This window comes from Candidatus Planktophila sulfonica (assembly GCF_002288065.1).
Classification (GTDB): Bacteria; Actinomycetota; Actinomycetes; order Nanopelagicales; family Nanopelagicaceae; genus Planktophila; species Planktophila sulfonica.
The window spans coordinates 387,739-399,243 of the sequence record NZ_CP016773.1 but is presented as its reverse complement, the minus strand read 5'-3'; the positions used below and the strand labels follow the sequence as shown (position 1 = coordinate 399,243).

Annotated in this window: 11 protein-coding genes and 1 tRNA gene; all 12 read right to left on the bottom strand. The window is 49.4% G+C overall.

Translation table 11 applies throughout. From position 1 onward, the window contains the following. Positions 1–11 precede the first annotated feature (11 nt). Positions 12–1,130: a radical SAM family heme chaperone HemW gene (hemW, locus tag A1sIA56_RS01995; protein ID WP_095673287.1), complete on the bottom strand. Its 1,119-nt coding sequence runs from the start codon at positions 1,128–1,130 to the stop codon at positions 12–14. A 6-nt stretch (positions 1,131–1,136) separates the two neighbouring features. Further along, entirely contained in the window at positions 1,137–3,017 is a 1,881-nt protein-coding gene (lepA, locus tag A1sIA56_RS01990) for a translation elongation factor 4 (RefSeq protein ID WP_095673286.1), read from the bottom strand. A gap of 34 nt (positions 3,018–3,051) precedes the next feature. Continuing rightward, positions 3,052–3,321 carry a 30S ribosomal protein S20 gene (gene rpsT, locus A1sIA56_RS01985; RefSeq protein WP_017955201.1) on the bottom strand — a complete coding sequence of 90 codons (270 nt, stop codon included), beginning with the start codon at positions 3,319–3,321 and terminating at the stop codon, positions 3,052–3,054. 104 nt (positions 3,322–3,425) lie between these two features. Then, positions 3,426–4,376: a DNA polymerase III subunit delta gene (holA, locus tag A1sIA56_RS01980; RefSeq protein ID WP_095673285.1), complete on the bottom strand. Its 951-nt coding sequence runs from the start codon at positions 4,374–4,376 to the stop codon at positions 3,426–3,428. A gap of 15 nt (positions 4,377–4,391) precedes the next feature. Beyond that, positions 4,392–6,341: a ComEC/Rec2 family competence protein gene (locus tag A1sIA56_RS01975; RefSeq protein ID WP_223298463.1), complete on the bottom strand. Its 1,950-nt coding sequence runs from the start codon at positions 6,339–6,341 to the stop codon at positions 4,392–4,394. 170 nt (positions 6,342–6,511) lie between these two features. Further along, on the bottom strand, positions 6,512–7,123 hold the full coding sequence (locus A1sIA56_RS01970; protein WP_095673283.1) for a ComEA family DNA-binding protein: 612 nt from the start codon (positions 7,121–7,123) through the stop codon (positions 6,512–6,514). Positions 7,124–7,180: 57 nt separating this feature from the next. Beyond that, positions 7,181–9,652 (bottom strand): leucine--tRNA ligase, encoded by a 2,472-nt coding sequence (leuS, locus tag A1sIA56_RS01965; RefSeq protein ID WP_095673282.1) that lies wholly within the window; start codon positions 9,650–9,652, stop codon positions 7,181–7,183. Position 9,653: 1 nt separating this feature from the next. After that, positions 9,654–9,726 (bottom strand) — tRNA-Ala (locus tag A1sIA56_RS01960). A gap of 83 nt (positions 9,727–9,809) precedes the next feature. After that, positions 9,810–10,469, bottom strand: a complete 660-nt coding sequence (locus tag A1sIA56_RS01955) for a histidine phosphatase family protein (RefSeq protein ID WP_223298462.1) — start codon at positions 10,467–10,469, stop codon at positions 9,810–9,812. Then, positions 10,462–10,836 (bottom strand): ribosome silencing factor, encoded by a 375-nt coding sequence (rsfS, locus tag A1sIA56_RS01950; RefSeq protein ID WP_095673280.1) that lies wholly within the window; start codon positions 10,834–10,836, stop codon positions 10,462–10,464. Before rsfS ends, A1sIA56_RS01955 begins: the two co-directional genes overlap by 8 nt. Beyond that, positions 10,823–11,374 (bottom strand): nicotinate (nicotinamide) nucleotide adenylyltransferase, encoded by a 552-nt coding sequence (gene nadD / locus A1sIA56_RS01945; protein ID WP_095673279.1) that lies wholly within the window; start codon positions 11,372–11,374, stop codon positions 10,823–10,825. The genes rsfS and nadD overlap by 14 nt, the downstream gene beginning before the upstream one ends. Before the next feature lie 6 nt (positions 11,375–11,380). Next, the gene (locus A1sIA56_RS06995) at positions 11,381–11,503 is read right to left on the bottom strand and encodes a hypothetical protein (protein WP_257789502.1); all 123 of its coding nucleotides are present in this window, start codon (positions 11,501–11,503) and stop codon (positions 11,381–11,383) included. Positions 11,504–11,505: the final 2 nt, after the last annotated feature.

The window sequence follows — 11,505 nt, the reverse complement described above, 5'->3', positions numbered from 1 at the left end:
TCGCGCGAGTGCTAACGAAGCATTTCATGCGTGATGCGATCAGCGATAAGACGCCCCTTAGGAGTAAGCGCTAGCGCGTTCTCCTTCTCTATTACATGGCCGCTCTTGATGTATTCCATGCTTCGCTCATATTGGGCAACAGTAAGAGCTGCCTTCTTCACACCTTCAGGCATGCGGATTGCGAGCATGATGTATTCGGACTTTTTCTCATCATCGCTCAAAATTTCTGAATCTTTAATCGGTGAAATGCCCGCAAAGACCTTTTCCTTGTAAGCATTTGGGTGCTTCACATTCCAGAAACGTTTCTGATCGATATGTGAATGCGCGCCAGGTCCTAAGCCCCACCAGTTATTTGATTTCCAGTAGGCAATATTGTGGCGACATTGATGTCCTGGCTTTGACCAGTTAGATAGCTCGTACCACTTCAAACCTTTTTGCAAGCATTGCTGATCAACGAGCAAATACATATCAGCCATCAAATCATCATCAGGCATTGTGTATTCACCGCGCTTGATTTGTGCCGCAAGCTTTGTGCCTTCTTCAACAATGAGTGCATAGGCGCTGATGTGATCAATGTTGAGTGAGAGCGCCTCTTTTACTGTGGCAGCCCAATCACTTAAGGACTCCCCTGGCGCTCCGTAAATAAGATCAACGCTGACAGATTGGAAACCCGCAATGCGCGCCATATCGACAGCCTTGCGAACGTTCTCTGGGTTATGTGTGCGATCCAAAACCTTAAGTACGTCTGGGTTAGAAGATTGCATTCCGAATGAGATTCGATTGAAGCCGACTGCAAAGAGCTCGTTGAGCTTCTCCTGTGTTACAGAATCTGGGTTAGCTTCAAGGGTAATTTCGCAATCATCGGTAACGCCATTGCGCGCCTTAATGGCAGTGATAACGCGACCTAGATCTTTAGGTGGCAAGAGCGATGGAGTTCCGCCACCAAAGAAGATGGTTGGAACTGTTTCTACCGGTGCGGCATCGAGTTCTTTGAGAACAGCATCGATGTAATCGCCTGAAACGATTTCTAGAGTTGCGCCATCTTGTAGTTCAGAAGGTGTGTAGGTGTTGAAATCACAGTAGCCACAGCGTCGTACGCAATATGGAATATGGACGTAGAACGAGAGCATGACTAACTAGCCTTCGAGCTTGCGGGCTGCTTTAATCTTTTCGATATCGGCATCGGTAGCAAGAGCTGCAACGAAGGCTTCTTGTGGAACTTCAACACGTCCCACCATCTTCATGCGCTTCTTACCTTCCTTCTGCTTCTCGAGAAGTTTGCGCTTACGAGAGATATCTCCGCCGTAGCACTTAGCAAGAACGTCCTTACGGATCGCGCGAATAGATTCGCGAGCAATGATGCGAGAACCGATAGCTGCCTGAATAGGAACTTCGAACTGTTGGCGAGGAATGAGTTCGCGCAATTTACCGGTCATCATCACACCATATGAGTAAGCCTTATCGCGGTGAACAATTGCGCTAAATGCGTCAACTGCTTCGCCCTGGAGCAAGATGTCGACCTTTACAAGGTTTCCTTCTTCATCGCCCATCTCTTCGTAATCAAGAGATGCGTAACCGCGTGTACGTGACTTAAGTTGATCGAAGAAGTCGAAGACAATTTCTGCAAGCGGCAAGGTGTACCGGATTTCAACGCGATCTTCGGAGATGTAATCCATACCCAACATGACGCCACGGCGCTCTTGGCAGAGCTCCATGATGGTGCCGATAAATTCAGAAGGCGCAAGAATCGTTGATTTAACAATCGGCTCTTTCACGCTATTGATCTTGCCGTCAGGAAATTCTGATGGGTTGGTAACAACAAACTCTTTGCCATCTTCCATGGTGACGCGATAAACCACGTTTGGCGCAGTTGAAATCAAGTTGAGCTTTGCTTCGCGCTCTAGGCGTTCGCGCACGATTTCCATGTGAAGAAGACCAAGGAAGCCGCAACGGAAGCCGAAACCGAGAGCTGCAGAGCTTTCTGGTTCGTAGACAAGTGCTGCATCGTTGAGCTGAAGCTTTTCTAGCGCATCGCGAAGTACAGGGAAATCAGCGCCATCGAGTGGGAACAAACCAGAGAAGACCATTGGCTTTGGATCTTTATATCCGCCGAGCGCTTCCTTAGTTGGGCGCGCATAGTTGGTGATGGTGTCGCCTACTCGTGATTGGCGAACATCTTTCACGCCAGTAATTAAATAACCTACTTCGCCAACGCCAAGTCCCTTTGATGGAAGCGGTTCTGGGCTAATGACGCCGACTTCGAGAGCTTCGTGCTTAACGCCTGTTGAGAACATTTGAATCTGTTCGCGCGGATTGATGTGACCATCGATCACTCGAACATAGGTAACAACACCGCGATAAGCATCGTAGACAGAGTCAAAGATCAGTGCGCGCGCTGGTGCATCGGCATCTCCGACAGGTGCAGGAATCTGAGCGATGATCTGATCAAGAAGATCTGCAACGCCATCGCCAGTCTTTCCAGAAACTTTCAGTACATCTTCAACTTTGCAGCCAATAAGCCCGGCAAGTTCTGCTGCAAACTTTTCTGGTTGCGCGTTAGGTAGATCGATCTTGTTAAGAACAGGAATGATGGTGAGGTTGTTCTCCATCGCAAGATAAAGGTTTGCCAGAGTCTGCGCTTCGATTCCTTGTGCGCAGTCAACGAGCAATACAGCGCCTTCGCATGCAGCAAGTGATCGTGACACTTCGTAGGTAAAGTCGACGTGGCCAGGTGTATCGATCATGTTCAGGATGTATTCCTGTCCATCAAGACCACTGCGCCAAGGCAGACGTACTGCCTGAGATTTAATGGTGATTCCGCGTTCGCGTTCGATATCCATACGATCGAGATATTGCGCGCGCATATTGCGTGCTTCGACTACCTCTGTAATTTGGAGCATGCGATCGGCAAGAGTTGATTTACCGTGATCGATATGGGCGATGATGCAGAAATTGCGAATCTGCGCCGGATTTGTTGAAGCTGGTTGTGGCGCCTTAGCAATGGATATTGCAGGCACTTAAGAGACCTTTATTTCGCTGGTTCGGTAAGAATTAACGAACGCCGGCTTTAGCAGCAGCCTTAGCCATTGAAGACTTCTTATTTGCAGCAGCGTTCTTGTGAATAACGCCCTTTGAAACTGCAACATCGAGAGCCTTTGAAGCTGCACGGAGTTCAGCAGTAGTTGCAGCAGCGTCACCCTTTACGACAGCTTCGCGGAACTTGCGAACAGCAGTCTTGATTGATGATGAGACAGACTTGTTGCGAAGGTATGCCTTCTCGTTTGTCTTAATACGCTTGATTTGCGACTTGATATTTGCCACGTGTATTGCTCCGTCTGTGTGATTTAGCCAAACCTTGTGATTTGTGCAGACGCGTAGGTTATCAGCGCAGGGGGGTCACCCCAAAATCGAGATTGAGCCTGAAATTAGCGCTGGCCGTGGGCGGCGGTGATGGTTTGGAGGGCTTTTTCCAGCGCGAAGATGGGGTCAGATGAGGCGCCCTTCACATCGGCATCAGCCTTGGCGATCGCTTCGACAGCCGTTGCGATTCCGCGAGGAGTCCAGGATTGAAGCTGACGACGAGCTTTATCAATCTGCCATGGAGCCATTCCGAGTTGTCCCGCTAATTCAAATGATTTTGTTCCGCGATTTGTTCCGGAAACTTTTGCAAGAGAACGAAGTGAGGCTGCAATTGCAGATGTGACCATGACTGGATCTGTGCCTGTTTCTAGTGCGCTGCGCAAAGTAATCAGTGCAACGGGCAAATTGCCATCGATAGTTGCATCGGCAACATCGAAGCCTGTGGTTTCGATTCGTCCCTGGTGGAATTTATCGACCATCGCTTCATCGATTGCACCGGCTGGTGCGTCGAGTGCAATCTGTGAGACTGCGGATTGAAGTTCGCGAAGGTCAGTACCGAGTGCGCCAACCATTGCCTTAATGGCACCTGGTGTTGCTTTGCGTCCTGCATCTTGGAATAAGCCTTTAACGAAATCCTCTTTTTCAGATTCTTTCTTAATGGCATCGCAAGGAATGATTTCGGGTTTGATCTTCTTGATTGCATCAAGCAGAGCCTTGCCTTTGACGCCACCTTTGTGAACGAAGATGACAGTCATGGTGGGATCTGGTTGATCAAGGTAGCGAGTTACTTCTGCCTTGGAATCTTCGGGCAGATCTTGCAAATCTTTAATAATCAGTGCGCGACGTTCGGAGAAGAGTGATGGAGCAAGGGCATCGGCGATATCGCCCACCTGTGCATCGGATGCATCAATGGTGGTGGATTCAGCCTTCTCTTCCTTGAGCTGCGCTTGTAACTTTGCCAGCGCGCGATCGGCGAGTGCGCCTTCAGAACCCAGGAGCAGATAGAAAGCGTTCATGGTCTGCTCCTTTCATTAGTTCCAGAAGAATAGGCGTGCCCAGCGCTTGCTGCGCTGAATAGATAATCGATGGCGCTCAGCCCGGATAGCAACAGCGCCATCGACATCAGTACGCAATACCTTAGCGTCTAACTGGGTCAAAGCTTCGATAGTGCTGGGTGCGGGATGTCCGTAGCTATTCTCGCTACCGACGCTCACCACCGCAATGGTGGGTGAAAGTTCGCGCAATAAATCGAAATCTTGGAAGCGCGAACCGTGATGTGCGACTTTATAGATATCAACTTTTCCTATCCGCGATAGGAGCTGCGCCTGCACTGGGGGTTCGATATCACCGGCGGCGAAGAGGGTGAAGTCAGGTGATGTAAATGTTGCAGCGATACTCGAGTTGTTGGGGTTGCCATCGAAGTCACCTTGTTGCGGCCACTTCACATCGATTTCAATGTTATCGATGCGTGCTTTAGCTCCTGCATTGATATTGCCAAACCATGTTGTGCCAACGATGCGGTTCTTCTTTGCTCCCTGCAATCCCCCAACATGATCTGCATGCACGTGGGTAAGAATGAGTAACGGGATCTCTTTAATTCCAAGTTGATGAAGGCATCTATCTATCAGCTGTGGATCAGGTCCAACATCGATGACAATTGCACGGTTGTGGTGAAGATTAATCACCATTGAATCTCCCTGCCCCACATCACAATTAGCTACGTGCCAATCTCCAGCAGGAAAGCGTTGCAACCATGAGATAGAGATGATGAAAATAAGAAGTGCAATAGCGAACTTCTTGCGACCAAAGTAGATAAGTGCCACAACACCTGCGGCAATCGCGAATCCATAGAGACCCGTGCGCAGAGTAAGAACTGGATACTGTGAAATCCACCGTGCCACCCAGACAACCCAAGTCGCAAAAGGTTTAACGAGAAATATCAGCGCTGATGAAAGTGGCGGCGAGATTGGCGAAATCAATGCTGCAATAAATCCGACAATCGTTATAGGTGTGACTGCAGGAGCTGCAAGAACGTTTGCGATGATGCTCATGGGACTGATGTAGCCCGATATCGCAACAATGACGGGTGTACAGAAGACCATTGCAGCAATGGGCGGCGCCAAGATCTTTGGCTTTATCTTCGGTGCAAGCAGTAATAAGCCAGCTGTTGCAAGAACAGAGAGAGCAAAACCCGGATCTCGCGCTTGGAAAGGATCGGCAATCACTACAGCGCCGATTGCAAAACCAAGTGCCGGTAGTGAATCTCGCCCTTGCCGAGTTCCATGAGCAAAGAGCAAGACCGCAGCCATTGCTGCTGCACGCAAAACCGATGGAGAAGGGCGGACCAACGCAATAAATGCGGTCAATGAAATAGCAGTTGCAATCAAGCGGTGGTTAACGCGACGGAAGAAGAATTGCATCCCCCACAAGACAAAGGTTGAAACGATGGCGAAATTGGCGCCGCTTACTGCAACAAGATGGGTTAGCCCCGACCTGCGCATATCGTTCTTGAAATCCACACTCTGTTTACTGACATCTCCGATCACCATTCCAGGAATTAGCGCACCTGCGTCCCCTGTGCCGGTTGCACTTCGAAGGCCTGAACGAATAGTTGATAAGGAATGCGCCCACATCGATGGCGGAGTAAGTACTTCAATCTTTTTGCTCACAATGAGAAGAGCGGCAACTCGCTTCTCTTTACTGGTTAGAACTTTGGCGCTGACCCGAATCTTCTGACCTGGTAACAAGCCCTGAACGCTCTTAGTTGCAGCAATAACTCGCACAGGAATTCGCAGTCGGTAGCGATTATCAACTTCTAGCGCCTGCCCGATAAAGCTAAATGATGTGGGCGCAAAGGCGGTACCCATAATCTTTGGTGCAATCTTTGTGGGATCTGTTGTTACCTGCAGAACCACATCCGTTGTCGCATTTTGATAGTTATGAATCGCACTTGATTGCAGCGCACCGATGCGAATCGACATCACTGATGCTCCAACTAAGAGCGCGACAATAAGAACGCTAAACCGTCTCTTCTTACTAGTGACCAACGTCAGAAGGAGCGCAACCGCAGAGATTCTCCACGGTGCGCTCCAACTTTGCGTCAGTGCACCAACCCAGACCGCTCCCCCAAGTGCAAGGGCGCGGCTATCGGTTACACGCGCAGCTTCTCTTTGAATTGAGCGAATTTGCTCTGTCCAATACCTGGAACTTTCAAGAGATCTTCCACCGCGCTAAATGGTCCATTTACTTTGCGATAACCAACGATGCGGTTAGCAAGTACCGGGCCAATTCCATCGAGAGATTCGAAATCCTTCACGGTTGCTCGATTAATCATGATGGGACCGTTCTTGCGTACAGCAGGGCGCGACGAAGTTCCACCCCCACTTGAAGCCGCTGGATATACATAAATCTGTTCGCCATCTTTCAAAATGCGCGCTTGATTGATGTCAGATGTATCCGCACCTTTCTTTATTCCGCCGGCAGCTTTTATCGCTTCAACAACGCGTGCATTCAGGGGAAGCGAATACACGCCAGGGTTTACGACAGCGCCGGCAACATCGACCATCAAGGTCTGTAGTGAGATGCTTTCGATTTCGAGAGGCGCAGGGGCGGCAACAACTTCTTGCGACGCACCGCGTGCAACGAAGAGGCCGGAAATCAGAAGTACGAGGCCGGCGATGATTGCGAGCCCACGTTTCTGTAGCGATGAATAGTGGAGAGTGCCCCACCAGTTATGTAATTGATCTAGATATTTATTGTCCATCCGCGGATGGTGGTGGAAGTTGCGCAGGTATACGCGCGAAAAGGTGCGGGCTGTTGATTACAGAACGATATTGACGAGCTTTGGTGCGCGAGCAATAACCTTCTTAGGGGTCGCACCGTTAAGTTCAGCGATAATCGAAGGAAGAGCAAGGGCAGCCGCTTCGAAATCAGCATCTGAAATCGTTGGAGAAACGCTCATGCGATCTTTAATCTTGCCGTTGATCTGAATAACAGCTTCGACTTCATCATCCACAAGGAGCGCTGGATCTACTGCAGGCCAACCAGCAGTTGCGATAGCAGGCTTGTGGCCAAGGCGCTCCCACATCTCTTCTGCGGTAAATGGAGCAACGAGTGACAACATGATTGCGGTCGCCTCAGTTGCTTCGCGGACTGCAGGATCTGCAGCTCCGCATCCTGAATCGATTGCCTTACGTGTTGCATTCACAAGTTCCATCACGCGAGCAACAGCTACGTTGAAACGGAATGATTCGACTGCAAAGCCGGCATCGTGAAGCGCTTTATGTGTTGCCTTACGTAGCGAAATATCACCAGTGCTGAAATCAACGCCAGGTGCTGATGTGACATCACCTGAAAGACGCCATGCGCGGCTTAAGAATTTAACTGAGCCTGATGGTGAAACGTCTGACCAGTCAACGTCATCTTCAGGTGGACCTGAGAAGACCATTGAAAGACGAATTGCATCGACGCCATGGTTTTCAAGTTCATCAGAAAGTCGCACAAGGTTGCCGCGAGATTTCGACATCGCAGAGCCATCCATGACAACCATTCCTTGGTTGAGAAGACGTGTAAATGGTTCGGCGAATGAAAGCATCTTCATGTCATACAAGACCTTGGTGAAGAAGCGTGAATACAAAAGGTGCAAGATTGCGTGGGTTACGCCGCCGACATATTGATCAACTGGCAACCAGGTATCAACATCTGCGCGATTAAATGGCTCGGTTGCATTGGTAGAAGATGGGTAGCGCAGGTAATACCAAGATGAATCAACGAAGGTATCCATAGTGTCGGTATCGCGCATTGCAGGGCCTGCACACTTTGGACACTTTGTATTAACCCATTCAGTTGCTGCAGCAAGTGGTGATTGACCCTTTGGCTTGAGATCAAGTCCCTTTGCATCAGGCAAGAGCAAAGGAAGTTCTGAATCTGGAACAGCTACTTCGCCACACTTGTCGCAGTGAACGATAGGAATTGGCGTGCCCCAGTAACGCTGGCGAGATACAAGCCAGTCGCGCAGACGATAGTTACGAGCAGATTTTCCAAGACCATCTGCTTCTAGCTGCTTATTTATTGCAGCGATTGCATCGACCTTAGTTAATCCGTTAAGTGCGCCAGAGTTAATGAGTTTTCCATCGCCAGTTGTGGCAACGCCTGTCTCATTGGGATCTTCTTCGCCGGTTTCAACAACAACGCGAACAGGTAGTCCCATCGCCTTTGCAAAGTCGAGGTCGCGCTGATCGTGAGCTGGAACAGCCATGATTGCGCCAGTTCCGTAATCAGCTAATACGTAATCGGATGCCCAGATAGGTAACTTCTCACCGTTTACTGGGTTAATTGCAAAGCGCTTGAGATCAACTCCAGATTTAGGGCGATCAGTTGCAAGGCGATCGATATCTGATGCTGCCTTAATCTTTTCAAGATAAGAAGTGAACTCAGATTCAACAGGTGTTCCTGCTGCAAGTTCGGCAGCAAGTGCTGAGTCAGCTGCAACGACCATAAATGTTGCACCGTACAAAGTATCGGGACGAGTTGTATAAATAGTTACAGGCTCTGTGCGACCTTCGATGACGAAGTTGACGTTGGCGCCTTGTGAGCGACCAATCCAGTTGCGCTGCATGAGCAATACTTTTTCAGGCCACTTGCCTTCGAGTTCTGACATGTCATCGAGCAAGCGATCTGCATAATCAGTGATCTTGAAGTACCACTGGTTGAGCTTCTTCTTTGTGACTGCGGAATCGCAACGTTCGCAGAGACCCGCAACTACCTGTTCGTTAGCCAATACTGTCTGGCAACCTGGACACCAGTTAACTGCAGAGTCCTTGCGGTATGCCAAGCCACGGTCGTGAAGTTTGGTAAAGAGCCACTGGTTCCACTTGTAGTACTCGGGGTCGCATGTATTAAATACGCGATCCCAGTCGAATGAACATGCGTAGCGACGCATCGAAGCTTTCTGTGTTGCAATGTTTTCGTAGGTCCAGATACGTGGATCTTCATTGCGCTTAATTGCAGCATTTTCTGCCGGCAATCCAAATGCATCCCAACCGATTGGGTGCATGACGTTGAAACCTTTTTGAATCCAGTAACGAGCGATGACATCGCCAAGTGCATATGCCTCGGCGTGACCCATATGAAGATCACCTGATGGGTAAGGGAACATATCGAGTACATACTTCTTTGGGCGTGCATCATCTGCTCGACCAGATTTAAATGGTTCGAGCTTGTCCCAAATCGGCAGCCACTTCTCTTGCACGTATGCAAAGTCGTATGCCGCGTGTTCGCGTTCAGTACTCACGTGGAGATAAGGGGAATCGAACCCCTAACCTCTTCCATGCCATGGAAGCGCGCTACCAATTGCGCCATATCCCCATCCCTCATTCAAGACCGCCATATCGCCTTCGGCTTTTGTCGATCTCACTATGAGGTTTTTAATCATTGATGGAGCGCAGAGTTTAGCGCACGGAGTCGGGTATGACTGCGCCGGATTCTTCGCCGTAAACAGGCTCTGGAATAGATCCCGCATTATGTTCGACCAATAACCAGCCCTTGGGCGAATGGTCGAGTATCGACCATTGAGCATTTGATAATCCGCCGATACGAGACCAATAAGGAATTGGTAAATCTAAATACGTTCCGATAATCGCTCGCGATGTACCGCCATGAGTTGCGACAACTAGTCGCTGATTATCTTTATCTTTCAAGAAATCTGAAATGGCAGCAAAGCCTCGAGCTCCTACTTCACTGCGACGTTCGCCGATTCCACCAGCTGGGTTATCTCCACCAAGTGACCATTCCTTTAAATTATCAAGATCTACCTTGCGAATCTCATCTCCTGTAAGTCCTTCCCAATTTCCGCAATTGGTTTCACGCAAACGGGCATCGGTTGTTACCTCTAATCCGGTGAGCTTTACCAACGCATGCGCAGTGCTTTGAGCGCGACTCAGATCGCTAGCAATAATCGCAGTTGGATTCATTGCCGCAATCAGTGGCGCTGCATGACCTGCTTGAAATTGCCCAACATCATTTAGGGGAATATCTGTATGGCCCTGGAACTTATTGGCAACGTTCCAATCGGTCTGTCCGTGGCGCCATAAGATAATTTGATTAGCCACGAGCCGCTTCCTCGCGCACAACATCGAGCTCAATCTTCGGGCAGTCATTCCATAGACGATCAAGCATGTAATAACGACGTAGCTCTGTTGATTGGATATGGACTACGAGATCTGAGTAATCAAGAAGTACCCATTCATCGGTTCCTTCACGGCGCAATGGCTTGTCGCCTACGAGGCGCAGCTGCTCTTCAACTTCATCAGCGATGGTGTCGATAATTTTTGAGTTAGAAGCGGTAACAATAAGGAATACCTCGCTGAGCACAGTCTGGTCAGATAGGTCGAGTGCAACGAGTTCAGTACCGAATTTATCGACAGCAGCGCGTGCTGCAATCTGTGTGCGTTCGACGCAGGCTTTACTTGCTGGCATAGAGGTTATTCTCCTTAATAAAGGCCGCAACTGCTGCGGGTACTGCATCAGATTTATGGGCACGGATATCGGTTGCAGAGACTGCAATCGCATCGATGCTGGTGTTGTGCTCTCCTGGAAATTCTGGGCGATCAATAACGACGAACTCGACCATCTTCTTCAACTCATCGGCACGGTGCCATTGATCAATCTTCTCGTAAGCATCGGTACCTACGATTAAAACGATGGTGTCGCCTTCGTAGAACTGAGCAACTGCTTCGACAGTGTCGATGGTGTAGCTCGGTCCTTCGCGTAATACTTCAATCGGATTAACTTCGATGTGCTTCTTAATCTCTGCAGGTAGTTCGTTCACTGCTAACTGACACATGGTGCGGCGCTGAGCACCTGTTGCGTGTGGTTCGTTATCGCGAAGACGCGGTTGCCCTGCTGGAAGAACTAAAAGGTGATCGACAATCTTGCGAGTAATGAGCTCTTGGATGACGTGGATATGACCGTTATGAATCGGGTCGAATGTTCCGCCGTAGAGCCCAACGCGCAAAGTGAACTACTTATCTAGACGAAGCGTTACGTACAAAAGGAATACAAAGACGCCAAATGCAATGAGTCCGAATGCATAAGGAGGAATCGGAAGTTCGCGGACGGCTTCTTCAGCGTTGAGCATGATCATGA